Genomic DNA, 23,231 nt, shown 5'->3' on the forward strand with positions numbered 1-23,231 from the left:
GATGCCCGACCATCCCGCCATTCCCGCTGTGATTCTCGCCGGCGGCCTCGCGCGGCGGATGGGTGGCGGCGACAAGCCGCTGCAAACCATCGCCGGCCGTAGCCTGCTCGATCGCGTGATCGCGCGGCTGGCGCCGCAATGCGACGGAATGGTGCTGAATGCGAACGGCGACCCGGCGCGGTTTGCTGCATTCGGCCTGCCGATCGTCGCCGATAGCATCGCGGGATTCGCCGGCCCGCTCGCCGGCATCCTCGCCGGGCTTGACTGGAGCGCGGCGAACCGGCCCGACGCCGACTGGATGCTGAGCGCGCCAGCGGATTGCCCGTTCCTGCCGCGCGATCTGGTGACGCGGCTGCACCAGGCAAGGGTCGCGCAGAACGCCCGGCTTGCGGTCGCGGCCTCGGCCGGACAATCGCATCCGGTGATCGGTTTGTGGGAGGTCAGCTTGCGCGACGAACTGCGCCACGCGCTGGTGGCCGAGGACATCCGCAAGGTCGGCCGCTTCATCGCCCGCTATCCGCTCGCCACGGTGGACTGGCCGGCCGATCCGATCGACCCGTTCTTCAACGCCAACACGATGAACGACGTCGCCGAAGCGGAGCGGCTGGCGGAGCTGGATGAAGGGTGACGGCTCGGGGATTCTCAGAATGCCGGGATCGCCTGGCCATCCTTTGTTGAGCCCCGGCGCCAGAATTCTCCCTCCCCTTGCGGGGAGGGTCGACACAGTGGGGCTCACTTCGCCAAACGCTGGGCCGCTGCCTTCAGACGGCGCTGCGCTTCCGCGCCATCCCAAATCTCGATGAGCTTGTCCGTCCTGGCCGATAGGTTTCGGCGGATCGACGCGCATAATTCCGCTACCCGCATCGACTTGCATTCAGCGAAGGCGGTCCCGGAAAGCGCCGCGAGCGCCACGGTCTTTTTCCAGGCGTCGTCTTCGATTGTTGCCTTGTCGGCCGTGTGGTGGACCAGGCCTGCCGGCACTCCATCCTCGGCTGTGATAAGCCGGCCCGTGTATATGAGGTCGCTGGCCAGTTGATCGCCTGCGATAAACCGCAACAATTGATCGGCGAAATATGGATTTGGCACGCCGAGGAGGATTTCAGGCACGCCAATCAGCACTCGACCGGTCGCCGCGTATCGGTAGTCGCAAGCGCAGAACAGCGTCTTCGCGGCGCCAATTGCATGGCCCTTGATCACTCCTACGACCGGCACTGGCGTCTCCAGTATCTGTAAGACAAGATCGCCGAGGGTAAGAAACATCTCGCGCATCTGATCCCCAGATCGCGTCAAGGCCCAGTTCACGTCGAGACCGTTGGAAAAAAATCGGTCGCCGCCGCACAGTAAGATGGCTTTGGTCGACTGCGATGATGCATGAAAGGCTTCAGCCAACTCCCGTATGACATCGATTGTGAGGAGATTGGCGTCCGTATTTGAAATACGGATCTTGCTACAACCGTCGAGCAATTGGGTAGTGACATAGGGCATTTTCGCAAGGCCTCGCGCCGGCCGGCCACCGGCCAATTTGGTCGCGTCATTCCTTGGCTGGCAACTGGAATCCGACGCCGGTGCAAGCAAGCGTAGCGCGGATGCAGCACAGCGCAATCCGGGTTAGTTGAAATTTGCAATAAAGCCTTGGATTTCGCTGCGCTCCATCCGGGCTACAAACTAACAATCGCATCGCCTAGGCCCGGCTCTGCCGCGGCCCTCATCCTGAGGAGCCCGGCGCAGCCGGAAGGGCGGCGGCGGGCGTCTCGAAGGATGAGCTTTTCATCCTCATGGTTCGAGACGCGCGCCATGCGGCGCGCTCCTCACCATGAGGCCCGGTACCCCATCGAGGTCCGGTGCGCCCTACGGCGTCAGCACCGCACGGCCGACCAGCTTGCCGGCCTGCAGATCGTTCAGCGCCTGGTTGGCCTTGGCGAAGGGCAGTTTGGTCACCGGGATCGGGGCGATCTTCTTGGCGCGGACCAGGTCGAGTAGCTCCTGGGTTTCGCGCAGATTGCCCACATAGCTGCCCTGGATGGTGATCGCCTTGATCGGGATCAGCGGCAACGCCCACGGCGCGCCGCCGCCGAACAACCCGACCATCACCAGTTTGCCGCCCTTGGTAAGGCAGTCGAAGCCGAGCTGCGCGGTCTGGGCGTTGCCGACCAGATCGAGCGCGCCGCGGATCGGCGCGCCGGCTTTCGCCGCGAGCTGCTCCAGCGCGTCGGGCGCAGCACCATCGACGGCGCCGAGCGCGCCGGCCGCCATCGCCGCCTCGCGCTTCTTGGCATCGATGTCGACCATGATGGCGCCCTTGCCACCCATCGCCTTCAGCAGCGACAGCGCCATCAGGCCGAGCCCGCCGGCGCCGAAGATCACGATCGCGCTGTCGAGGCAGAAATCCAGTTTCTTCAGCGCGCTGTAGGTGGTGACGCCGGAACACGCATAGGGCGCGGCGGTGACCGGATCGAGCCCGGCGAGGCTGAGCAGATAGCGCGGATGCGGCACGATCAATTCGTCCGCATAGCCGCCGTCGCAATAGACGCCGAGGAAACGCGGCTTGAGACACATGTTCTCGTCGCCGGCCTTGCAGACGTCGCATTTGCCGCAGCCGATCCAGGGATAGACCAGCGCGATATCGCCGATCTTGGCGTCCCTGGCGTCGGGGCCGGCCGCGACGATCTCGCCGACGGTCTCGTGGCCCATGGTCAGCGGCAGCGACACGCCGCGATCCTTCAGCGACAGCGGCTTGCGGCCATGGCCGAGTTCATAGCCACCTTCCCACAGATGCAGATCGCTGTGGCAGACCCCGGCGGCCTTGACCCGGATCAGCACCTGGCTGCCGGTCAGTTCCGGCGTCGGCCGGTCGACCTCGGTCAGCGGCTGATGGAAAGCGGTGACCTGAAAACTCTTCATGGCGTTTCTCCCGAACGTTTCTTGTGGCTCGGATATGCCATGGCTTACGGTCGGGAGTCGACCTTCACCGGACGCAGGCCCTATGAGCGAAACAGCCGGGTGTATTGCGTCTCGTGGCGCATGCCGGCGAGATCGGCGCGGAAGGTCGCGCCGCCGAGATCGTCGAGCGTCGCGCGCAATGCCCGCTCGCCGGTGCCGATCACGACCGGCTCCAGCGCCGCCAGCAGCCGCTGGCTGTCGGTCTGGCCGAGCGGGACCAGCCGGGCGCCGGCGGAAATCCAGTTCGACACCACCGCGTGCAGAAACGCGTGCATGGTGGCGGCGAGCGGCACGCCATGCGCAGCGCTGACGATGCCGACCGCGACCGGATAGACCATCGCGCCGTCGCAAGCGGCGACCAGTCCGTCGAGCCCGTCGCAGCTCCACGCCGAGCGCGCGATCTCGATGAATGCCCTGCCCTGTGCGCCCGTCTCGAGCTGGCGCTCGCGCGACGGCACGAAGGCGCTGGCCAGCTCGGCGAGTTCGCGCAGCGCAACGGCATCGGCGAGCGACGCCGCGCGATGGGCATGGGCCAGGAACACGCCGTCGCAGAAGCCGGCGCCGTCCGCCAGCATCGCCGCCAGCCAGTCGCGCAGACTGGCGGCGTCGGCGATGTCGCCGGCCTCCACCGCCCATTCGATGCCGCCCGAATAGGAAAACGCGCCGACCGGAAACGCCGGCGACAACCAGGTCATCAAGCGATACAGCGACGCGCCCTGCTCGGCCGACAGCGGTTCGGCCGGCGCAACGACGCCCGCCGGCTCACTTGTGGTCATGCGGATGGGAATGGTCATGATGCTCATGACCGCAGTGCTCATCGTGGACGTGATGGTCATGCGCATGCGCGGCGTGGTCATGTCCGGCATGGTCATGCTTGGCGTGGTCGTGCCCGGCATGATCGTGCTTGCCGTGGTCGTGATGCACATGATCGTGATGCGCGTGATCATGCGCCGTCGGCGCGGCGGCGGGCGCATAGGCGCCGCCTTCCGGATCGAACGGCGCCTCGATCTCGATCACCCTGGCGCCGAGCCCCGTCACCATCGCGGCGATGACGTGGTCGCGCCTGATCCGCAGGCCCTTGCCGACAATCTGGGTCGGCAGATGGCGATTGCCGAGATGCCAGGCCAGCCGCACCAGCTGTTGCGGATCGGCGGCGCGGATCTCCAGCAGCGGCTCCGGCGCGGCCACCACCTCGACCAGCCTTCCATCGTCCAGCACCAGCGCGTCGCCGCCGCGCAGCGCGATGGCGCTCTCGAGGTCGAGCAGGAATTCCAGCCCGCGCGTCCCCGTCATCGCCATCCGCCGGCGATGACGGTCGTCGAAAGCGAGCACGACGGTGTCGGCCGCCGGCTCGCGCCAGCGATGTTGTCCCTGCACTTGCGTCGCGCGGATCATCTGAGCAACCTCATCAGAATTTTTCGACCTTGCCGTCGCTGATGATCTCGATCACCGTCGGCGACACTTTGAGCGGCGCGGAATACTCCCGCCACGCCTTCATGTGCGGCGCCTTGCCGTGGGCATTGAGATCGTCGCGGCTGTCCCAGCGTTCGACCACGACGAACAGGTTCGGGTCGAGAATACTGCTGTGATTTTCATAGGCGACACAGCCCTTCTCCTGGCGCGTCTTGAAGATGCATTCCTCGGAGCCTTTGACATAGGCGTCGCGACATTCGGGTTTCACCTGCGTGGTGGCGATGACGTAGATCATGTGCGCTATCCTGTTGTACTTTTTTATCGCACGACGACGTCGGCAGGCGTGATGATCTCGATCTTCGGCGGCGTGGCGAGGCACTTCACCGCGATGCGGCCGAACGCCTTCATGTGCTCGCTCTTGCCATGCGGGACCAGCGCCTCGGCGTTCTCCCACTGTTCGACGAACACCATCTTGCTCGGATCGCTGACGCTCTCATGCATGTCATAGGCGATATTGCCGACTTCCTTGCGGGTCTCGGCGATACAGGCCTTGGCGCCGGCGATCATCTCGGCGCGCATGTCGGGCTTCACAGTCAGGGTGGCGACGACGTAGATCAAGGTGTTTCTCCCGGTTTCTTGTTGGACGCGGCGCGAGCGCCGGGCGGACCTTAGGGGCTGGCGAATCTTTGCGCAATGCACCTTGACAATATTCCTATTATGAATATCCTCCTAGGCGTCCTGTCCGTGAGGGGCGCTTCTCGAGGGCGCTTGCGAAGCGGGGCAGACTACCTGGCTGGGCAACCAGCCGGGTCAATGGCCGGGCGGAGCCAGCGCAAGCTGGCGAAGCCGGGTTGGATGCGGCGTCCGCGCGGCGTGCCTCGCAAGCACACCCTCGGACGGCTTTGGGTCGCGGTCCGGCTCCACTACGAGAGCCTGCCACTTGTTAGTTGGCTGGACGCGGCACAGGCGAACGGCGGGAAACCGTCGGGATCAAGCGGTGCAGTGGCATCGCGCCTGCGCCCGGAAGCACCGCCCCGAAGCCGACAAAACGCCGCGGTGGGCGCGCCAATGCGGCGACGCGCGATCGGCTTTCACGCCGACCGCGAGACTCCACCACACCCAGCGCCGCGCGGCGCGCCCCCGCCCCTCAGCGTAGCGAGGGGTGCATGCCTCGGACTCGCCGAAGTCGCGAGAAGGATTTTGCGTGGCTGTTTGAAATTCGGACGCATCTTCGGCATGCGCCGATGTCTCGGCGAATTGCCGCGTCGCGCCAACCACGGCCGTCATTCCGGGGCGCGAGGCCGCAGGCCGCGCGAACCCGGAATCTTGCAGCGAAGCATGCCAGCCCGACCGCGAGATTCCGGGTTCGCTCACAGCTGACGCTGTTCGCGCCCCGGAATGACGGGTTGCTGATAATTCAGCGAGTCAATTCGTAGAGCGCAGCCTCAGAACATGAAATAGCGCTGCGCCATCGGCAGCACCTCGGCGGGCGCGCAGGTCAGGAGTTCGCCGTCGGCGCGGACTTCATAGGTCTCGGGGTCGACCTCGATCTTCGGCGTCGCGCCGTTGTGGATCATGCTCTTCTTGGAGATGCCGTCGCGGGTGTTTTCCACCGCATAGAGCTTCTTCTGGATGCCGAGCTTCTTGGCCACGCCACCGGCCATCGCGGCTCCTGACGTGAACACCACGGAGGATTGCGTCAGCGCGCGGCCGAAGGCGCCGAACATCGGCTGGTAGTGCACCGGCTGCGGCGTCGGAATCGACGCGTTGGGATCGCCCATCGGCGCCGCCACGATCATGCCGCCCTTGACCACGAGGTCCGGCTTGACGCCGAAGAACGCCGGCGACCACAGCACCAGGTCGGCGAGCTTGCCCTTCTCCACCGAGCCAATCAGCTTCGAGACGCCATGGGCGATCGCCGGATTGATGGTGTATTTGGCGATGTAGCGTTTGACCCGGAAATTGTCGTTGTTGCCCTTGTCCTGCGGCAGGCTTCCGCGCTGCTTCTTCATCTTGTCGGCGGTCTGCCAGGTGCGGATGATGACTTCGCCGAGCCGGCCCATCGCCTGGCTGTCCGACGACATCATCGACAGCGCGCCGAGGTCGTGAAGAATATCCTCCGCGGCGATCGTTTCCTTGCGAATGCGACTCTCGGCAAAGGCCAGATCCTCGGCGATCGACGGATCGAGATGGTGGCACACCATCAGCATGTCGAGATGCTCGTCGATGGTATTCTTAGTAAAAGGCCGGGTCGGATTGGTCGAGGACGGCAGCACGTTCTTCAGGCCCGCGACCTTGATGATGTCGGGCGCGTGGCCGCCGCCGGCGCCTTCGGTGTGGAAGGCGTGGATGGTGCGGCCCTTGAAAGCCTTGATGGTGTCCTCGACGAAGCCGGATTCATTCAGCGTGTCGGAGTGGATCATCACCTGGACGTCGTAATCGTCGGCGACCGAGAGGCAATTGTCGATCGCCGCCGGCGTGGTGCCCCAGTCCTCGTGCAGCTTCAGCGCGCAGGCGCCGGCATTGATCATCTCCACCAGCGCCGCCGGACGCGAAGCGTTGCCCTTGCCGGAAATCCCCAGATTGACCGGGAACGCATCGAACGACTGGATCATCCTTCCGATGTGCCACGGTCCCGGCGTGCAGGTGGTGGCGAAGGTGCCGTGCGACGGCCCGGTGCCTCCGCCGAGCATGGTGGTGACGCCGCTCATCAGCGCGTGCTCGATCTGCTGCGGGCAGATGAAATGGATATGGCTGTCGAAGCCGCCGGCGGTGAGGATCTTGCCTTCGCCCGCAATGATGTCGGTGCCGGGGCCGATGATGATCGTCACGCCGGGCTGGATGTCGGGATTGCCGGCCTTGCCGATCGCGCTGATATAGCCCTCCTTGATCGCGACGTCGGCTTTGACGATGCCCCAATGGTCGACGATCAGCACGTTGGTGATCACGGTGTCGGCGGCGCCCTGCTTGTTGGTCACTTGCGATTGGCCCATGCCGTCGCGGATCACCTTGCCGCCGCCGAACTTCACCTCCTCGCCATAGACGGTGAAATCCTTCTCCACCTCGATGATCAGATCGGTATCGGCCAGCCGCACCCGGTCGCCGGTGGTGGGCCCAAACATGTCGGCATAGACGGAACGGGAAATTTTCACGGACATCAGAGCTTCCCCATCACGTCGCCGCGGAAGCCGTAGACCACGCGCTTGCCGGCCAGCGCCACCAGTTGCACGTCGCGGGTCTGGCCCGGCTCGAACCGCACCGCGGTCCCGGCGGCGATATCGAGCCGCATGCCGCGGGCTTTCTTGCGGTCGAATTTCAAGGCCGGATTGGTCTCGAAGAAATGATAGTGCGAGCCGACCTGGATCGGACGATCGCCGGAATTTGCAACCGTCAAAGTGACGGTCTTGCGGCCGGCGTTGAGTTCGATCTCGCCGTCCTGGATGAAGAGTTCGCCGGGAATCATGTTGCCTGCCCTATCGAATCGGTTCGTGGACGGTGACGAGCTTGGTGCCGTCCGGGAAGGTCGCCTCGACCTGGATGTCGTGGATCATCTCGGCGATGCCGTCCATGCACTGCGCGCGCGTAATCACCTGCGCGCCGGCCTGCATCAATTCGGCGACGCTGCGGCCGTCGCGCGCGCCCTCGACGATGAAATCGGAAATGATCGCGATCGCTTCGGGATGGTTGAGCTTGACGCCGCGCTCCAGCCGGCGGCGCGCCACGATCGCGGCCATCGAGACCAGCAACTTGTCTTTTTCGCGGGGGGAGAGATTCATGCAGGCACTCGATCGATTGCAGAGCTGGCTGAGCCAGAACTTAGTTGAGCCACATCCTCGGCAGCGCCGCGCCGCCGACGCGGCCGAGCACCGCTATCATGTCGGCGCGCAGCCGTGCCGCATCTTGGGCACAGAACCGCGCCATTGCAAATCCATTCCAGGCGGAAATTCCGACCTCGCCGTCGAACGTCTCCGACGCCTCGCGCAGCCGCTGCACCAGCGCCTCGTCGCCCGGCACGATCAGCGCGGTGCCGATCGCGACGCCGCCATTGGCTACCGCCGGCCGCGCCAGTTTCTCGCCGATGTCGCCATCGAGCCGCACCGTCTCGGCGAACACCAGCCTGCCGCCGCGGCGCAGCCGCCAACGGTCGACGAAGTGGCCCTGCAACATCTTCTCGCCCATCGCCGCGCGACCGAAAATCACGATCTCGCACAACAGCAGCGAGGCGCTCTCGGCCAGTTCGATATCGATCCGCCGCTCGACACGGGCCTGGTCGAACAGGATGGTCTCCTGCGGCAACCAGGCGAGATGCGAACCGGCGGCGGCTTTCAGGCTGATGTCGAGCCGCGCCGCCGAGCCATGCGAGCGATAGACCTTCTCGGCCGCCGCGGTGGTGACGGTCAGCGCGGCGCCGTCGCCGACCGACATGTCGATGTCGAAGCGATCGCCGCCGGCGACGCCGCCGGCGGTGTTGACGAACATCGCCGACAGCCCCCGCGCTTCCGGCGATGGAAAGCGCACCCGCAACGAGCCGGATTCATGCAGATCGCGGCGGCGGGTGACGCCGTCGACGAGGCCGACGTCGAATTTCACCGAACCGCGCGCGCGATTGGCCTCAAAGGTCCTGGACGCTGCGCCGGCGCTGTCGTTCTGCATTCGCTCTCCGGCCGCGGTCGGATCGGCCGCCAACAATTACAGCGCCATCTGGCGGCTGATTTCGGCGGGGTCAAGCGTACTGCGATCGCAGGCGAACTTGACCGCGCCGCGATCCATCACGGCGAAATTGTCACCGAGCTCGCAGGCAAAGTCGAGATATTGTTCGACCAGCACGATGGCGATGTTGCCGAGGCTGCGCAGATAGGAAATCGCGCGGCCGATGTCCTTGATGATCGACGGCTGGATCCCTTCGGTCGGCTCGTCCAGCAGCAGAAGCTTTGGCCGCATCACCAGCGCCCGGCCGATCGCGAGCTGCTGTTGCTGGCCGCCGGACAGATCGCCGCCGCGCCGGCCCAGCATGGTGTTCAGCACCGGAAACAGCGAGAACACATCGTCCGGAATGGTCTTGTCGGCGCGCTTCAGCGGCGCGTAGCCGGTCTTCAAATTCTCCTCCACCGTCAGCAGCGGAAAGATCTCGCGGCCCTGCGGCACGAAGGAAATGCCGCGCCGCGCCCGCTCGTAGGGCTTCAGCTTGGAAATCTCGTCGCCGTCGAAGATGATCGAACCGCTCGCGATCGGTTGCTGGCCGACCATCGCCCGCAGCAGGCTGGTCTTGCCGACGCCGTTGCGCCCGAGCACGCAGGTGACCTTGCCGGGCTCCGCCGTAATCGACACCCCGCGCAGCGCCTGCGCCGCGCCGTAGAAAAGGCTGATGTTGTCGACGTTCAGCATGTCATCGCCCCAAATACACTTCGACCACACGCTCGTTTTCGGACACCTGGTCGATAGTGCCTTCGGCCAGTACCGTGCCTTCGTGCAAACACGTCACCTTGACGCCGAGTTCGCGCACGAAGGTCATGTCGTGCTCGACCACCACCACGGTCTTGTTATCGCGGTTGATCTCTTTCAGCAGTTCGGCGGTCTGGTGGGTTTCGACGTCGGTCATGCCGGCGACCGGCTCATCGACCAGCAGCAGTTTCGGGTCCTGCGCCAGCAGCATGCCGATCTCGAGCCATTGCTTCTGGCCGTGCGACAGCGAGCCTGCGAGCCGGTCCCGGGCATCCGTCAGGCGAATGGTTTCCAGCACGCGCTCGATCCGGTCGGTCTCCGCCCTGGTTTCGCGCCAGAACAGCGTGCCGCGGACACGATGATCGACGTTCAACGCCAGCAGCAGATTGTCGCCAATGGTCTGGCTTTCGAACACCGTCGGCTTCTGGAATTTGCGGCCGATCCCGAGTTCGGCGATTTTTGTTTCGTCGAGTTTGGTCAGATCGGTAGTGCCGTCGAATACCACCTCGCCCTTGTCCGGCTTGGTCTTGCCAGTGATGATATCCATCATCGTGGTCTTGCCAGCGCCGTTCGGGCCGATGATGGCGCGCATTTCGCCCGCCTCCAGCGTCAGCGACAGATTGTTGATGGCATGAAAGCCGTCGAACGAGACGTGGACGCCGTCGAGATACAGCAGCGCGGATGTGGTGCGGGTTTCGAGCATGCTCATCCGCTTACTCCGCCATCTTGGGTTCGATCACGCCGTCTTCGCGCGCGGCGCTTTCCGCATTGGCGTTGTCGCGCCTGGCCTTCCACGGCTCCCACCAGGCGTTAAAGGTGCCGATGATCCCCTTCGGCAGCAGCAGAGTGACCAGGATGAACAGCGCGCCGAGCATAAACAGCCAGTACGGCGCCAGCACACCCGAGGTGAACACCGTCTTGGCGTAGTTGACGACGATGGCGCCCAGCGCGGCGCCGATCAGCGTCCCCCGGCCGCCGACCGCGACCCAGATCACCGCCTCGATCGAATTGGCCGGCGCGAACTCGCCGGGATTGATGATGCCGACCTGCGGCACATACAGCGCGCCGGCGACGCCGGCCATGCAGGCCGACAGCGTGAACACGAACAGCTTGTAGGATTCGACGCGGTAGCCGAGAAAACGCGCGCGCGATTCGGCGTCGCGGATCGCGATCAGCACCTTGCCGAGTTTCGAGGTGACGACGGCGCGGCAGATCAGGAAGCCGATGATCAACGCCAGGCAGCTCAGCATGAACAGAGCGGCGCGGGTGCCGTCGGCCTGAACGTTGAAACCGAGGATATCCTTGAAATCGGTCAGGCCGTTGTTGCCGCCGAAGCCGAAATCATTGCGGAAGAACGCCAGCAGCAGCGCGTAGGTCATCGCCTGGGTGATAATCGACAGATAGACGCCGGTGACCCGCGAGCGAAACGCGAGCCAGCCGAACCCGAACGCCAGCAGCCCCGGCACAATCAGCACCATCAAAGCCGCAAACCAGAACATATCGAAGCCGTGCCAGTACCACGGCAACGCCTTGTAGTTCAGGAACACCATGAAGTCGGGCAGCACCGGATTGGCGTAGACGCCGCGGCTGCCGATCTGCCGCATCAGATACATCCCCATCGCGTAGCCGCCGAGCGCGAAGAACGCGCCGTGGCCGAGCGAGAGAATGCCGCAATAGCCCCAGATCAGGTCGATCGACAGCGCCAGAATGGCGTAGCAGACATATTTGCCGAACAGCGCCATCAGATAGGTCGGCACGCGCAGGAACGAGCCGTCAGGCAGCAGCAGGTTCGACAGCGGCAGCAGAATTCCCACCACCGCGACGATCAGCAGGAACACGGTCGCGCTGCGGTCCAGCGAGCGCGTGAGGATGTGCGGCATCATGCTTCGATCGCCCTGCCCTTGAGTGCGAACAGGCCGCGCGGTCGTTTCTGGATGAACAGGATGATCAGCACCAAGATGGCGATCTTGCCGAGCACGGCGCCGGCAACCGGCTCGAGGAATTTGTTGGCGATGCCGAGCGTGAAGGCGCCCACCAGCGTGCCCCATAGATTGCCGACGCCACCGAACACCACCACCATGAAGGAGTCGATGATGTAGCTCTGGCCGAGATTGGGACTGACATTGTCGATCTGCGACAACGCCACGCCGGCGATCCCGGCGATGCCGGAGCCGAGCCCGAAGGTCAGCGCGTCGACCCGCGAGGTCGCGATCCCCATCGACGCCGCCATCCGGCGATTCTGCGTCACCGCCCGCATTTCGAGGCCAAGGCTGGTGTAGCGCAGCATCGCCAGCAGGATCGCGAACACCGCCAGGGTGAAGCACAGGATCCACAGCCGGTTGTAGGTGATAACGATCTGGCCGAGTTCGAAGGCGCCCGACATCCAGGTCGGATTGCCGACCTCGCGGTTGGTCGGACCGAACAGGGTGCGCACCGCCTGTTGCAGCACCAGCGACAGGCCCCAGGTCGCCAGCAGGGTTTCGAGCGGGCGGCCGTAGAGGAAGCGGATGATGCTGCGTTCGATCACCACGCCGATGAGGCCTGCGACCAGGAACGCCAGCGGCACCGCGATCAGCAGCGAATAGTCGAATAGTCCCGGATAGCGGGTGCGGATTGTTTCCTGCACCACGAAGGTGACATAGGCGCCGATCATCACCATCTCGCCATGCGCCATGTTGATCACGCCCATCACCCCGAAGGTGATGGCGAGGCCGATCGCGGCGAGCAGCAGCACCGAGCCGAGCGACAGCCCGTACCAGGCGTTTTGCACCATCGACCACAGCGCCAGATTGCGTTCGATCGCGGCCTTGGCGCTGGCCGCTCCGCTCGCCACCACCGGGGACTGCTCACCGCTAAGGCCGGTCAGAAGCGCCAGCGCTTCCTGGTCGCCGCGGCTCTTGATGGTGGCGATCGCTTCCAGCTTTTCGACGTCGCTGGCGTCCGGCTTGAACAGCAGGATCGCGGCGCGCGCCTCGCTAAACGCCAGCTTGGCGGCGGCGTTGGTTTCCTTCTTCAGGGCGCCATCGACCAGCGGCAGCATCGTGGCGTCGTGGGTCTTGAACACCGACTGCGCGGCCTGGATGCGTTTCGCCAGATCGGGCGAGACCAGCGTGAGGCCGCCCATTGCCGCATCGACCACCCGGCGAAGCCGGTTATTGAGTCGCACTGCGGCCAGCTGCGCAGGCACGTCCGCCACGCTGGCGCCGGTGTTGGCATCGACGATCTTGCCATCGGCCTGCTTGATGAAAACTTGCTTCGTCGCCGGATCCGCCAGCAAACGGCCATCCTGCAGCGCGCTGATCACCGCAAGCGCAAGCGGGTTGCCGCCGCTGGCCAAGGCGCCTACGGCGGCTTCGGTATCGGCGAATGAATCATTGGCGAATTGTCCGACCGCGTCCTCGAACGGCCCTGCCAGCGACGGCAAAGTGGAGGCAGCAATCAGCAATCCTGCGAGCGCGAGCGCGCGGAAACCTGCGAAAAGCTTGAGCAATTTACGACCCCGGCAGCGGTGGAAAGAAGGCGGCGGACATCGCCGCCTTCTCCAGCTTGGTATCGTTCAGGAGCGGGTCAGGAACCCTGGCCGCCGCACTTCTTGGTGACGGTGTTGTAGTTGCCGCACTTCAGGGTCACCCAGTCGCCGATCAGGTCCTTGGAGCCCGGAAGCTCCTTCGACCATGCGTCGCCGGCCACCAGGCCCGGGGTCTTCCACACCACGTCGAACTGGCCGTCGGCCTTGATCTCGCCGATGAACACCGGCTTGGTGATGTGATGGTTCGGCAACATTTCCGAGATGCCGCCGGTCAGGTTCGGAGCCTTGGTTCCGGGCAGCGCCTCGATCACCTTGTCGGCGTCGACCGACTTGGCTTTTTCCACCGCCTTGACCCACATGTCGAAGCCGATGACATGTGCTTCCATCGGATCATTGGTCACGCGCTTCGGGTTCTTGGTGTAGGCCTGCCAGGCCTTGATGAACTTCTCGTTCTCGGGGGTCTTAATCGACTGGAAGTAGTTCCAGGCGGCGAGATGGCCGAGCAGCGGCTTGGTATCGATGCCGGCGAGTTCTTCTTCGCCGACCGAGAACGCCACCACCGGAATGTCGGTGGCCTTGATGCCCTGGTTGCCGAGCTCCTTGTAGAACGGCACGTTGGCGTCACCGTTGATGGTCGAAACCACCGCGGTCTTCTTGCCGGCCGAGCCGAACTTCTTGATGTCGGCGACGATGGTCTGCCAATCGGAATGACCGAACGGCGTGTAGTTGATCATGATGTCTTCTTGGGCGACGCCCTTCGACTTCAGGTAGGCTTCGAGGATCTTGTTGGTGGTGCGCGGATAGACGTAGTCGGTGCCGGCGAGCACCCAGCGCTTCACCTTTTCGTCCTTCATCAGGTAATCTACCGCCGGGATCGCCTGCTGGTTCGGCGCGGCGCCGGTATAGAATACGTTGCGCTCGCTCTCTTCGCCCTCATACTGGACGGGGTAGAACAGGATCGAGTTCAACTCCTTGAACACCGGCAGCACCGACTTGCGTGACACCGAGGTCCAGCAGCCGAACACCACGGAAACCTTATCCTTGGTGATCAGCTCGCGGGCCTTTTCCGCGAACAACGGCCAGTTCGACGCCGGGTCCACGACCACAGCCTCGAGCTTCTTGCCCAGCACGCCGCCCTTCTTATTTTGCTCGTCGATCAGGAACAGAATTGTGTCCTTGAGCGTGGTCTCGCTGATGGCCATCGTGCCCGAAAGCGAATGAAGCACGCCGACCTTGATGGTGTCCTCGGCCGCCTTCGCTGAGGTGAACGCGGCCAAGCCCATAACCAGCCCGGCGGTCGCCGCCAGCCAGCTCCGTCGGCTCAGTGGCGTCGCTTTGTTGTGATGCAATCCAGTAAGCATGTGGTGTCATCTCCCTGACGCAGGACGTCAAACGCTATACGGCCCCACGGCCGCCTGCGTTAACGGAATCGCAAGAACTGTGCCACCGGTCGGTATCCTGATAAGAATTTGATTTTGCTTTTGAATCTTCCAAATGCAGAACGTCTGGCGAAGCCATTGGCCCAAATTTTAGGCGCGATGATTGAATATCCATTGAGCTTTTCGCTCAATAATTGGGCGACGAGAGAACAGCTGACTAAATCTTGTCCGTAACCACATTCGGAGCGATTTGCTCGGTGGAGGTGGTTTCTCCGCGTTCAACCGCGATTGACCTTGAAAGCGCCGCGTTCGTGTTCCATATGTTATTTACGACCTTGAGAATCATCAGGTCATCGCGAGCCGCGTGTTCTGAGCCCGTCCAACGGTTTCTGGCTTGCCCCTTCAGCTAACCAAAACCGACGCCCCAAACACGCGGGTGTCTCAGACACCCCCTCGCGCGCTCCCGACGGATGACGTCGGGTGCCAGCTTTTGTAATGGAAAGAACCAACCTTTTGACCTCCTTTCAGGATTTCGGCCTGGCCGAACCCATTTCGCGTGCGCTCATCGAAGAAAACTACACCGTTCCCACGCCGATCCAGGCGCAGACTATTCCTCTCGCACTGGCCGGCCGCGACGTAGTCGGCATCGCCCAGACCGGCACCGGCAAGACGGCATCCTTCGCCCTTCCCATTCTTCATCGAATTCTCGAAAACCGCATCAAACCGCAGCCCAAGGCCTGCCGAGTCTTGGTGCTGAGCCCGACCCGCGAGCTGTCCGGGCAGATCCTCGAGAGTTTCAATGCCTATGGCCGCCACATCCGGCTGACCTCGGCACTGGCGATCGGCGGCGTGCCGATGGGCCGCCAGGTCCGCTCGATCATGCAGGGCGTCGAAGTGCTGGTCGCCACGCCCGGCCGACTGCTCGATCTGGTCCAGAGCAACGGCCTCAAGCTCGGCAATGTCGAATTTCTCGTGCTCGACGAAGCCGACCGCATGCTCGACATGGGCTTCATCAACGACATCCGCAAGATCGTCGCCAAGCTGCCGATCAAGCGCCAGACGTTGTTCTTCTCCGCCACGATGCCGAAAGACATCGCTGACCTTGCCGAACAGATGCTGCGCGATCCGGCCCGGGTTGCCGTAACCCCGGTGTCGTCGACGGTCGAGCGCATCACTCAGCGGGTGATCCAGGTCGATCACTCTGCCAAGCCGGCTATCCTGGCTCAGATTCTGAAGCAGGAAACCGTCAACCGCGCGCTGATCTTCACCCGCACCAAGCACGGCGCCGACAAGGTCGTGAAAGGCCTCGAGCGTGCCGGCATCCGCGCCGACGCGATCCACGGCAACAAGTCGCAGAACCACCGCGAGCGCGTGCTGGCGTCGTTCCGCTCCGGCGAGATCAAAACGCTGGTGGCCACCGACATCGCCGCGCGCGGCATCGACGTCGACGGCATCACCCATGTGGTGAATTTCGACCTGCCGAACATCCCGGAGACCTACGTCCATCGCATCGGCCGCACCGCGCGCGCCGGCGCCGACGGCATCGCGATCTCGCTGTGTGCCGGCGAGGAACTGGCGTTTCTGCGCGACATCGAGAAGCTGATCCGCATCACCTTGCCGAAGGAAGACCGCCGCACCCCGGGACACCACGCCGCGCCGGCCCCGACGCAAAATCGCGGGCAGCGCTCCGGCGGCCATGGCGGCCGCGGCAATGAAGCCGCACCGGGCTCGAACGGCCCGCGCCGACGCCGCGGAGCGCCCGGTGGCGCCGCCGCTGCTCCGGCCCGGCATCACGAGGCCGCGCGGCACGAACCCTCTTCGCGCCCGCAGCATGGCGCCAAGGCGGAAGGGATGCAGGGCGTCGCTTTCCTGCATCGCGAAAGCCGCCCCGCGCAGCCCAAAACCAATCAACGACCGCAACGCTGATCAACGGCCGATCTGGAGACCACGATGGCTAAAGAAGAGCTGATCCAGTTCGAAGGACTGGTGACCGAAATCCTTCCCGACGCGCGATATCGGGTTCAACTCGACGCTGGACACGAAATTGTCGCCTATACCGCCGGCAAGATGAAGAAGAACCGGATCAAAACCCTGGCGGGTGATCGGGTGACGATCGAGATGTCGCCCTATGACCTCGAAAAGGGCCGGCTGATCTTTCGGCACAAGGACGAGCGTCCGGGCGGCGGCCCGCCGCGCGGTGCGCCACCGCGGGGGCAGTTTCGTCGCAGATAAGTGCGCGGCGATGATCTGCCCCGCCGGGCAAAGACACGCTGAAGCCGCCCTTTTCTCAGGACTGACGCCGATCAAAAAATCGTGCACGTCAGGATTGTTTTGGGGGCTGGCTTCGCATAATATCGACTAATCGATTTTCGGCCGGACGACATTAGCTATCCACCGGTACAGCCGGTTTAGACGCTGACGACCCTTCCAAAAATTCGATCTCACCAGCCCGCCTGAAAATGGGCTTCGACTATATCTATCTTGAGAAGGGACTACCCCCGTGAGCATGGGAACCGTGAAGTGGTTTAACGCGACCAAGGGCTTTGGCTTCATTCAGCCGGACGATGGTGGCAACGACGTATTCGTGCACATCAGCGCCGTCGAGCGTGCCGGCCTCGGCACTCTGCGTGAAGGCCAGAAGATCAGCTACGAAATCGTCGCCGATCGCCGCTCTGGCAAGTCGTCGGCCGACAATCTGCGCGCCGCTGGCTAAGCCAGGTTTCGACGGCCAAAGCTGTCGAAATTCGGTACGCGAAATAACGAAAGGCCGCGCTCGATGCGCGGCCTTTTTGTTTGGGGAAGCGGTTTTCGAGACGGCTTCAGCGCGGGACAAGCTCGCTCTCAACTGCCCGGGCCATCGACTCCACGTCACGGTGTGCAGCTGGAAGTGCTGGTGCAGTAAGGCACATTCGTCGTCTGGCGCGGGCGGGTGAACGATCTATCGGTCAGCGTCACGCCCGCGCTCCCCATCACGTAGCCAACCGCCGGGGTATAGAGATAGCTGACCTCACTCCAGATCAGATAGGTCCCCGCCACCGCGAGCGACGAGGGTATCGTGACGGTGTCGCCTGCGCTGTGGCTTGACGTTGTCAGAGTGGCCGTCACCGTGCTTCCACCCTGGCTGACCGTCGCAGCCTTGCTCCACTGGATCTTGGCGACGTTTGAACTGTTAATGTAGACTTCCGAAATCGTCGCCTGTGTCGGGGTCGCAGAATATGGCGACAGAATCCCATAGCTGGCGGTGAAGAAATTCTTCAGATCATTGTCCATCACCGAGGTGGATTGCGACGTCAGATCCGACAGCGTGCGCGCGACCAACGTGACCTTGCGGTCAACCGCGATCCCGGATGACAACTCAACGGTGCCGAAAAACATCACCAGCATCAATGGCACGATGAAGGCGAATTCGGTCGCCGCCAGGCCGCTGCGATCGTCGATCAGCTGGACACCGCAGCGGAATAATCGGGGCCACATTCCTGACAGCGTTTTCATCGATCGATCCTAGAATGGCTCGTTGCGAAATGCGGCGGTCGCCGACAGCAGCCGCTTGCTGCCGCTCAAGTTCGAGATGTTGTAGCCGAGCCCGGTCACGAGCAGCGGCCATTGATAGAACACCCTGACAACGACGATGTCGCCGGCTGCGCCGGGGAGGTATTTCGTGTTGTCGACGAAGTTCTTGCTGGCATCGACCGGATCGGCAATCGTCACGTTGGTGAACGCGGGATAGCTCTGCACGTCGACATAAATGCCGCCGGCGCAGTCGAACAGCGCATTGATACGATTGCAGACCTGCGTCTTGAATTGATCCTTGGAGAACGCAGCGCCCTGCGCCTGTCCGGTCAGAATCAGCCGCGCCGAGTCCTGAACGGCGGTCTCGAGAACCTGGCTCGCGAAAAACATCAGGGCGGTTTCGATGATCGCGAATAGCAGGCCGAAGAAGATTGGCGCGACCAGCGCGAATTCGACCGCAGCGGACGCCCCTCGGTTCCGACTGAACCGACGCGCAATCCTTGCGACGGATGAAACGAGCGACGACGGCATCAAGCAACCCCACGCTGTGGTCTGGTTTCCCGCCAGCATAGTCAAAACTGATTGTGGAAGTGTTTCGCCGGATCGCTACAGAATGTCCCGCACCGTTAACTGCGGGCTAACCATCCGCCGGATATCCGGCGTCGCCGCCGGCTGCGCCGATCAGTTGCCCTTGGCAGCCGCCGAGGCGGCGGTCGCCTGGTTATTCAGGGTCCCGGCTTGTTCGATGGTGGACTTGAAGTAGCCTTCCGAGTCTCCGAGCGTCACGCGACGCTGGCAGATCGGCATGCAACTGTATGATTCCCGATTGACGCCGCGATAGATCGTCAGGACCTGATCGGTCGGACCCTCGACCTGAATAATGCGATCAACGACGACCTTTCCGCCTCGATCCATCGCAATCACGTTGGTGGCGCCGTAACCCTTGCCGGTTACGACGATCATTCCGCCGGGCTGCATGGTCACATCGGCGATCAGCGGATTGCCCACGACAACGGCCGAGATGTGGTCCGGCAGCTTGATCAGTTTGGCCTGATCGACGTTGACCGCGATGGTGTCTGCAGTTTCCGCCACCGCGGCTGCTGGAAGCAAGACAAGCCCGATCGCGAGCGAGCGGAGCGTAGAGAGTGCGCGCATGCGGCGCTTCGGCCTGATCGACATACTTTACTCCGGGGCATTCACAAGCCGGCAAAAGCGATACGCAGCGGCGCCGGCGCCCGACATGGCAAAGGTGACGTTAATTGATGAAGGAACCGCAAATTTCCAAATCAGCACCTTCGCCACATGTAACGGCTTGCATCCGGAACCGTCCGAGACTGCGCTTCGTCATGGTATTCACTTGCCGTTTACCGCGGAAAGCATCAATTTGCTGTAATTTAACAGGGCATTTACCGTACTGAAGAAGAGCCGAATGCAGCCATGTTTACGCAATCGAATTAACTGCGCTGCAATTTCCCGATCATAGGGTTGCTACCATGGTCGCGGCGCTGAGAACGCCGGAAAGACCAAAATGAGTTCGACAGCCACGTGTACACATGGAGTTACCCGATGAAGAAAATCGTTGCGCGTTTCCTCAAAGATGAATCCGGCGCCACAGCCATTGAATACGGCCTGATCGCCGCCGGCATTTCGCTGGCGATCATTGTCGCGGTCAACAATCTTGGCGGCACGCTGAACACCAAGTTCACTACGCTCAACACCTCACTTCACTAAGCGGCCGAGCAGGCGATCATCAAAGGCCTCGGCAAACCGAGGCCTTTTTTGATTCCATTCCGACCGATCGATCGAGAGTACTGCGTGCAATCATGAATAGCGTGGCAAACAAAACTTCCGCGCAGACCGCAGCGCGGCCTGCGATCAGGGATCTCGACGCCAGAAAGGCCGTCTGCGCGGCGCTGACGCTGGCGATTGTCGCGGTCGCAATCCGGATCGCGATGCTGTGGTGATCCGCCAGTCTGACCGTTCCGGCCTTCTGTTCGCCTGTCCCGCCAGCCGTTCGACAGACTTTCTGTTTTCCGATTGTTCATTTCTGCTGGCTAGATTCGCGCAACGCCCGCTTTGTCGCACCGTAGCCGGTTGAGTCCATCCATGATCGCTGACATCCTGCGCCTGATGTTCTTCCCGGCCCTGATGGCGTTCGCCGCCGCCAGCGATCTATTCACCATGACCATCTCTAACCGGGTATCGTTGCTACTGGTGGCCGGCTTCCTCGTCCTTGCTCCCCTGAGCGGGATGGGCTTTGAAGCGTTTCTGTCCCATGTCGGCGCCGGCGTCGCGGTGCTCACCGTAGCCTTCGGCTGCTTTGCGATGGGCTGGGTGGGCGGCGGGGACGCCAAGGTCGCGGCAGCCGCCGGACTCTGGTTCGGCTTTGGCCACCTACTCGAATACCTTCTCTATGCATCGCTGTTCGGCGGCGCGCTGACCTTGCTGCTGCTGCAGTTCAGACAGTGGCCGCTGCCCTATCAGTTCACCGGTCAGACCTGGCTGTTGCGTCTCCACAACAAGGAAACCGGCATCCCCTACGGGATCGCGCTAGCCATCGGCGCGTTGACGATTTATCCGCAGACCGAATGGATCAGGGCCGTCGATCTCGCGCACTTCGCGCTACCCTGATGGCTGAGGGAACTTCTCATTAACGCGATTTAGATACGCCTCATTAACCATGCTTTGACGAATAGCTGGTCAACTCCCATCACAGCGACGGGTCCGTCGCCGCGTAATGTGGAAAGTGAAGCGTATGAATACCGCACGCATTGTCGTCCTGACTATCGCTGTCGGTGCCGGCGGCGTTGCCGCCTATCTGGCCAGCGGCGCCCCGGAGCCCGCTCCCACCGCACCGGTCGCACAGCTCCAGACCGTCGACGTTCTGGTCGCGAAGGCCGACATTCCGCTCGGTCAATCGGTCGGGCCTGACGAAGTGCAATGGCAGAGCTGGCCCGCCTCGAGCACCAGCGCCAGCTTTATTCGCCGCAATGAACGGCCCAACGCGACCACCCAGCTGGTCGGATCGATCGCGCGTTCCCCGTTCGTAGCCGGCGAACCGATCCGCGAGCAGAAGCTGGTCAAGGCCAACGGCTCGGGATTCATGGCTGCGATCCTTCCAACCGGCATGCGCGCGGTCTCCACCGAGATTTCGCCTGAAACCGGCGCCGGCGGCTTCATCCTGCCAAATGATCGGGTCGACGTGATCCTGTCCAAGCGCGAAAAGAACCCGGACCGCGCGGGCTCTGCCGACATGGTCAATTCGGAAATCATCCTCGGCAACGTGCGGGTTCTGGCAATCGACCAGACCGTCGAGGAGAAGAACGGCCAGAAGGTCGTGGTCGGCAAGACCGCAACGCTCGAATTGAAGCCTGAGCAAGCTGAATTCCTGGCGCGGGCGCGCCAGAGCGGCACGTTGTCGCTGGCGCTGCGCAGCCTAGCCGACGCCAACGCCGCCGAATCCATAAGCACCGAAACCAGCTCCAAGCGCGACAGCATCAACATTGTCCGCTTCGGCGTTTCGACCACGACGACCACGCAGAAGTGACCAGAGGACGCGATATGAGCCGCGCTAACAAGCACCGATTGATGCAGACCCGGATGGGCCGTGCGATGGCGTTCTCGGCCGCCGCGGCGCTGATGCTGGTCCCTGCCCTGACCCCGGTGTTGGCGAGCGACTACCGCGCGACGCCGCCCGCCAGCGCCAGCGCCGGATCCGGCCTGAACGCGCGCTTTCTCGCGCTCGGGATCGGCAAATCCCTGGTGGTCGACCTGCCGCGCGATATCAAGGATGTCCTGGTCGCCGATCCGAAGATCGCCAATGCGGTGGTCCGCTCGGCGCAGCGCGCTTACATCATCGGTGCCGCCGTCGGCCAGACCAACATCGTCTTCTTCGATTCTAGCGGCCAGCAGATCGCCGCTTACGACATCGCAGTAACCCGGGATCTCAACGGCGTCCGCGCCGCGCTGAAGCAGGCGATGCCGAACGCAGATATCCAGATCGAAGGGCTCGGCGAGGGCGTGATGCTGTCGGGTTCGGTTTCCAGCCCGATCGAAGCCCAGCAGGCGGGCGATCTAGCTGCGCGGCTGACCGGCGACGCCGCAAAGGTGGTCAACAGCATCGTAGTTCGCGGCCGCGATCAGGTGATGCTGAAAGTCACCGTAGCCGAAGTCCAGCGCGACATCGTCAAGCAGCTAGGCGTCGATCTCAGCGCCAACATGAACTACGGCACCGCGGTGGTGAATTTCAATAACAGCAATCCGTTCACCGCATCCGGCAGCCCGCTGGTCGCCGGCAACAGCCTGAAGACCGCGTTCGGCGGGGCGGTGCCGTCGGTGACGGCGACGCTGCGGGCGATGGAAACCGCCGGCGTGGTGCGAACGCTTGCGGAACCGAACCTGACGGCGATTTCCGGGGAATCCGCGACCTTCCTCGCCGGTGGCGAGTTTCCGGTCCCCAGCGGCGTGACCTGTACCAACAGCCTCTGCACGCCTTCGGTGACCTTCAAGAAATTCGGCATTCTGCTCAACTTCACCCCTGTGGTGATGTCCGAAGGCAGGATTAGCCTCAAGGTAATGAGCGAGGTCTCTGAGGTGTCGAGCGACAACTCGATCGTGATCAGCGGCCTTTCTGTTCCCTCGATCAAGACCCGTCGGGTCGAAAGCACGCTGGAAATTCCATCGGGCGGCTCGATGGCGATGGCGGGCCTGATCCAGGAACAGACCAAGCAGGCGATCAACGGCTTGCCCGGAATGTCGCAGTTGCCGGTGTTGGGCACGCTGTTCCGGAGCCGCGATTACATCAATCGCCAGAGCGAATTGATGGTGATGGTGACGCCCTACATCGTCAGGGCCGTGGCGCAGAAGGACCTCTCACGTCCGGATGACGGATTCGCCGATGCATCGGATCCGCAGGCGGATCTGCTCGGCAATATCAATCGAATCTACGGGGGCCCGGGCCGCACCGAACCAGCGCAGAAATATCGCGGCACCTACGGCTTCATCACTGACTAGGCGGG

The 23,231-nt window shown here is 63.2% G+C and carries 27 protein-coding genes; 9 read left to right on the top strand and 18 right to left on the bottom strand.

The features are described from left to right. Position 1: 1 nt before the first annotated feature. Positions 2-628 (top strand): molybdenum cofactor guanylyltransferase MobA, encoded by a 627-nt coding sequence (gene mobA / locus HXX15_RS16220; protein ID WP_296517339.1) that lies wholly within the window; start codon positions 2-4, stop codon positions 626-628. A 104-nt stretch (positions 629-732) separates the two neighbouring features. On the opposite strand, the gene HXX15_RS16225 is transcribed toward mobA, so the two are convergent. From HXX15_RS16225 to urtA, 15 genes are all read right to left on the bottom strand, one after another. Further along, entirely contained in the window at positions 733-1,485 is a 753-nt protein-coding gene (locus HXX15_RS16225) for an enoyl-CoA hydratase/isomerase family protein (protein ID WP_296517340.1), read from the bottom strand. A gap of 363 nt (positions 1,486-1,848) precedes the next feature. Beyond that, on the bottom strand, positions 1,849-2,901 hold the full coding sequence (locus HXX15_RS16230; protein ID WP_296517341.1) for an alcohol dehydrogenase: 1,053 nt from the start codon (positions 2,899-2,901) through the stop codon (positions 1,849-1,851). Positions 2,902-2,981: 80 nt separating this feature from the next. Then, complete coding sequence (locus HXX15_RS16235) at positions 2,982-3,716, bottom strand: urease accessory protein UreF (protein WP_296517602.1); 735 nt, start codon at positions 3,714-3,716, stop codon at positions 2,982-2,984. Beyond that, entirely contained in the window at positions 3,703-4,335 is a 633-nt protein-coding gene (locus tag HXX15_RS16240; protein ID WP_296517342.1) for an urease accessory protein UreE, read from the bottom strand. The genes HXX15_RS16235 and HXX15_RS16240 overlap by 14 nt, the downstream gene beginning before the upstream one ends. Positions 4,336-4,348: 13 nt before the next feature. Further along, positions 4,349-4,648: a putative quinol monooxygenase gene (locus HXX15_RS16245; RefSeq protein WP_296517343.1), complete on the bottom strand. Its 300-nt coding sequence runs from the start codon at positions 4,646-4,648 to the stop codon at positions 4,349-4,351. A gap of 23 nt (positions 4,649-4,671) precedes the next feature. Next, a complete protein-coding gene (locus tag HXX15_RS16250; protein ID WP_296517344.1) occupies positions 4,672-4,971 on the bottom strand; it encodes a putative quinol monooxygenase in 300 nt (99 codons plus the stop codon). An 827-nt stretch (positions 4,972-5,798) separates the two neighbouring features. Beyond that, positions 5,799-7,511, bottom strand: a complete 1,713-nt coding sequence (ureC, locus tag HXX15_RS16255; RefSeq protein ID WP_296517345.1) for an urease subunit alpha — start codon at positions 7,509-7,511, stop codon at positions 5,799-5,801. Beyond that, positions 7,511-7,816 carry an urease subunit beta gene (locus HXX15_RS16260; RefSeq protein ID WP_213741314.1) on the bottom strand — a complete coding sequence of 102 codons (306 nt, stop codon included), beginning with the start codon at positions 7,814-7,816 and terminating at the stop codon, positions 7,511-7,513. Before HXX15_RS16260 ends, ureC begins: the two co-directional genes overlap by 1 nt. A 10-nt stretch (positions 7,817-7,826) precedes the next feature. Beyond that, positions 7,827-8,129 carry an urease subunit gamma gene (locus tag HXX15_RS16265; protein ID WP_296517346.1) on the bottom strand — a complete coding sequence of 101 codons (303 nt, stop codon included), beginning with the start codon at positions 8,127-8,129 and terminating at the stop codon, positions 7,827-7,829. 40 nt (positions 8,130-8,169) lie between these two features. Then, a complete protein-coding gene (locus HXX15_RS16270; RefSeq protein ID WP_296517347.1) occupies positions 8,170-9,006 on the bottom strand; it encodes an urease accessory protein UreD in 837 nt (278 codons plus the stop codon). Between the two features lie 36 nt (positions 9,007-9,042). Further along, a complete protein-coding gene (gene urtE, locus HXX15_RS16275) occupies positions 9,043-9,738 on the bottom strand; it encodes an urea ABC transporter ATP-binding subunit UrtE (protein WP_296517348.1) in 696 nt (231 codons plus the stop codon). A 1-nt stretch (position 9,739) separates the two neighbouring features. Further along, positions 9,740-10,504: an urea ABC transporter ATP-binding protein UrtD gene (gene urtD / locus HXX15_RS16280; RefSeq protein WP_296517349.1), complete on the bottom strand. Its 765-nt coding sequence runs from the start codon at positions 10,502-10,504 to the stop codon at positions 9,740-9,742. A gap of 4 nt (positions 10,505-10,508) precedes the next feature. Further along, complete coding sequence (gene urtC, locus HXX15_RS16285; RefSeq protein WP_296517350.1) at positions 10,509-11,678, bottom strand: urea ABC transporter permease subunit UrtC; 1,170 nt, start codon at positions 11,676-11,678, stop codon at positions 10,509-10,511. Further along, a complete protein-coding gene (gene urtB / locus HXX15_RS16290) occupies positions 11,675-13,285 on the bottom strand; it encodes an urea ABC transporter permease subunit UrtB (protein WP_296517352.1) in 1,611 nt (536 codons plus the stop codon). The genes urtC and urtB overlap by 4 nt, the downstream gene beginning before the upstream one ends. A gap of 77 nt (positions 13,286-13,362) precedes the next feature. Continuing rightward, positions 13,363-14,685, bottom strand: coding sequence for an urea ABC transporter substrate-binding protein (urtA, locus tag HXX15_RS16295; protein WP_296517354.1), 1,323 nt, complete (start codon positions 14,683-14,685; stop codon positions 13,363-13,365). Between the two features lie 513 nt (positions 14,686-15,198). Between urtA and HXX15_RS16300 the strand changes: the two genes are divergently transcribed. The 3 genes from HXX15_RS16300 to HXX15_RS16310 all read left to right on the top strand — a co-directional run bounded on the left by HXX15_RS16300 (position 15,199) and on the right by HXX15_RS16310 (position 17,416). Next, positions 15,199-16,629, top strand: a complete 1,431-nt coding sequence (locus HXX15_RS16300) for a DEAD/DEAH box helicase (protein WP_296517355.1) — start codon at positions 15,199-15,201, stop codon at positions 16,627-16,629. A gap of 24 nt (positions 16,630-16,653) precedes the next feature. Next, positions 16,654-16,935, top strand: coding sequence for a translation initiation factor IF-1 (gene infA, locus HXX15_RS16305; protein WP_011474121.1), 282 nt, complete (start codon positions 16,654-16,656; stop codon positions 16,933-16,935). A 268-nt stretch (positions 16,936-17,203) separates the two neighbouring features. Continuing rightward, positions 17,204-17,416 carry a cold-shock protein gene (locus HXX15_RS16310; RefSeq protein WP_011474122.1) on the top strand — a complete coding sequence of 71 codons (213 nt, stop codon included), beginning with the start codon at positions 17,204-17,206 and terminating at the stop codon, positions 17,414-17,416. A 155-nt stretch (positions 17,417-17,571) separates the two neighbouring features. On the opposite strand, the gene HXX15_RS16315 is transcribed toward HXX15_RS16310, so the two are convergent. The 3 genes from HXX15_RS16315 to HXX15_RS16325 form a co-directional block, all read right to left on the bottom strand. Then, complete coding sequence (locus HXX15_RS16315) at positions 17,572-18,195, bottom strand: TadE/TadG family type IV pilus assembly protein (RefSeq protein ID WP_296517356.1); 624 nt, start codon at positions 18,193-18,195, stop codon at positions 17,572-17,574. Positions 18,196-18,204: 9 nt separating this feature from the next. After that, positions 18,205-18,744 carry a TadE/TadG family type IV pilus assembly protein gene (locus HXX15_RS16320; RefSeq protein WP_296517358.1) on the bottom strand — a complete coding sequence of 180 codons (540 nt, stop codon included), beginning with the start codon at positions 18,742-18,744 and terminating at the stop codon, positions 18,205-18,207. A gap of 150 nt (positions 18,745-18,894) precedes the next feature. Then, entirely contained in the window at positions 18,895-19,392 is a 498-nt protein-coding gene (locus tag HXX15_RS16325) for a pilus assembly protein N-terminal domain-containing protein (RefSeq protein WP_296517359.1), read from the bottom strand. 387 nt (positions 19,393-19,779) lie between these two features. Here HXX15_RS16325 and HXX15_RS16330 point away from each other — a divergent pair, with 387 nt between their 5' ends. From HXX15_RS16330 to HXX15_RS16350, 5 genes are all read left to right on the top strand, one after another. Next, positions 19,780-19,944 (top strand): Flp family type IVb pilin, encoded by a 165-nt coding sequence (locus HXX15_RS16330; RefSeq protein WP_296517362.1) that lies wholly within the window; start codon positions 19,780-19,782, stop codon positions 19,942-19,944. Between the two features lie 101 nt (positions 19,945-20,045). Continuing rightward, a complete protein-coding gene (locus HXX15_RS16335; protein ID WP_296517364.1) occupies positions 20,046-20,177 on the top strand; it encodes a hypothetical protein in 132 nt (43 codons plus the stop codon). Positions 20,178-20,319: 142 nt separating this feature from the next. Beyond that, complete coding sequence (locus tag HXX15_RS16340; protein ID WP_296517365.1) at positions 20,320-20,844, top strand: prepilin peptidase; 525 nt, start codon at positions 20,320-20,322, stop codon at positions 20,842-20,844. Positions 20,845-20,968: 124 nt separating this feature from the next. Further along, positions 20,969-21,760, top strand: coding sequence for a Flp pilus assembly protein CpaB (gene cpaB / locus HXX15_RS16345; protein ID WP_296517366.1), 792 nt, complete (start codon positions 20,969-20,971; stop codon positions 21,758-21,760). A 14-nt stretch (positions 21,761-21,774) separates the two neighbouring features. Continuing rightward, entirely contained in the window at positions 21,775-23,226 is a 1,452-nt protein-coding gene (locus tag HXX15_RS16350) for a type II and III secretion system protein family protein (RefSeq protein WP_296517367.1), read from the top strand. Positions 23,227-23,231: the final 5 nt, after the last annotated feature.

It is taken from the genome of Rhodopseudomonas sp. (assembly GCF_013377015.1).
GTDB lineage: Bacteria > Pseudomonadota > Alphaproteobacteria > Rhizobiales > Xanthobacteraceae > JARJEH01.

Bases quoted from the DNA above. Each gene is read 5' to 3' on its own strand.
- mobA (WP_296517339.1), top strand. From the start codon at position 2: ATGCCCGACCATCCCGCCATTCCCGCTGTGATTCTCGCCGGCGGCCTC.
- HXX15_RS16225 (WP_296517340.1), bottom strand. From the start codon at position 1,485: ATGCCCTATGTCACTACCCAATTGCTCGACGGTTGTAGCAAGATCCGT.
- HXX15_RS16230 (WP_296517341.1), bottom strand. From the start codon at position 2,901: ATGAAGAGTTTTCAGGTCACCGCTTTCCATCAGCCGCTGACCGAGGTC.
- HXX15_RS16235 (WP_296517602.1), bottom strand. From the start codon at position 3,716: ATGACCACAAGTGAGCCGGCGGGCGTCGTTGCGCCGGCCGAACCGCTG.
- HXX15_RS16240 (WP_296517342.1), bottom strand. From the start codon at position 4,335: ATGATCCGCGCGACGCAAGTGCAGGGACAACATCGCTGGCGCGAGCCG.
- HXX15_RS16245 (WP_296517343.1), bottom strand. From the start codon at position 4,648: ATGATCTACGTCATCGCCACCACGCAGGTGAAACCCGAATGTCGCGAC.
- ureC (WP_296517345.1), bottom strand. From the start codon at position 7,511: ATGTCCGTGAAAATTTCCCGTTCCGTCTATGCCGACATGTTTGGGCCC.
- HXX15_RS16260 (WP_213741314.1), bottom strand. From the start codon at position 7,816: ATGATTCCCGGCGAACTCTTCATCCAGGACGGCGAGATCGAACTCAAC.
- HXX15_RS16265 (WP_296517346.1), bottom strand. From the start codon at position 8,129: ATGAATCTCTCCCCCCGCGAAAAAGACAAGTTGCTGGTCTCGATGGCC.
- HXX15_RS16270 (WP_296517347.1), bottom strand. From the start codon at position 9,006: ATGCAGAACGACAGCGCCGGCGCAGCGTCCAGGACCTTTGAGGCCAAT.
- urtE (WP_296517348.1), bottom strand. From the start codon at position 9,738: ATGCTGAACGTCGACAACATCAGCCTTTTCTACGGCGCGGCGCAGGCG.
- urtD (WP_296517349.1), bottom strand. From the start codon at position 10,504: ATGAGCATGCTCGAAACCCGCACCACATCCGCGCTGCTGTATCTCGAC.
- urtC (WP_296517350.1), bottom strand. From the start codon at position 11,678: ATGATGCCGCACATCCTCACGCGCTCGCTGGACCGCAGCGCGACCGTG.
- urtA (WP_296517354.1), bottom strand. From the start codon at position 14,685: ATGCTTACTGGATTGCATCACAACAAAGCGACGCCACTGAGCCGACGG.
- HXX15_RS16300 (WP_296517355.1), top strand. From the start codon at position 15,199: ATGGAAAGAACCAACCTTTTGACCTCCTTTCAGGATTTCGGCCTGGCC.
- infA (WP_011474121.1), top strand. From the start codon at position 16,654: ATGGCTAAAGAAGAGCTGATCCAGTTCGAAGGACTGGTGACCGAAATC.
- HXX15_RS16315 (WP_296517356.1), bottom strand. From the start codon at position 18,195: ATGAAAACGCTGTCAGGAATGTGGCCCCGATTATTCCGCTGCGGTGTC.
- HXX15_RS16320 (WP_296517358.1), bottom strand. From the start codon at position 18,744: ATGCCGTCGTCGCTCGTTTCATCCGTCGCAAGGATTGCGCGTCGGTTC.
- HXX15_RS16325 (WP_296517359.1), bottom strand. From the start codon at position 19,392: ATGTCGATCAGGCCGAAGCGCCGCATGCGCGCACTCTCTACGCTCCGC.
- HXX15_RS16330 (WP_296517362.1), top strand. From the start codon at position 19,780: ATGAAGAAAATCGTTGCGCGTTTCCTCAAAGATGAATCCGGCGCCACA.
- HXX15_RS16340 (WP_296517365.1), top strand. From the start codon at position 20,320: ATGATCGCTGACATCCTGCGCCTGATGTTCTTCCCGGCCCTGATGGCG.
- cpaB (WP_296517366.1), top strand. From the start codon at position 20,969: ATGAATACCGCACGCATTGTCGTCCTGACTATCGCTGTCGGTGCCGGC.
- HXX15_RS16350 (WP_296517367.1), top strand. From the start codon at position 21,775: ATGAGCCGCGCTAACAAGCACCGATTGATGCAGACCCGGATGGGCCGT.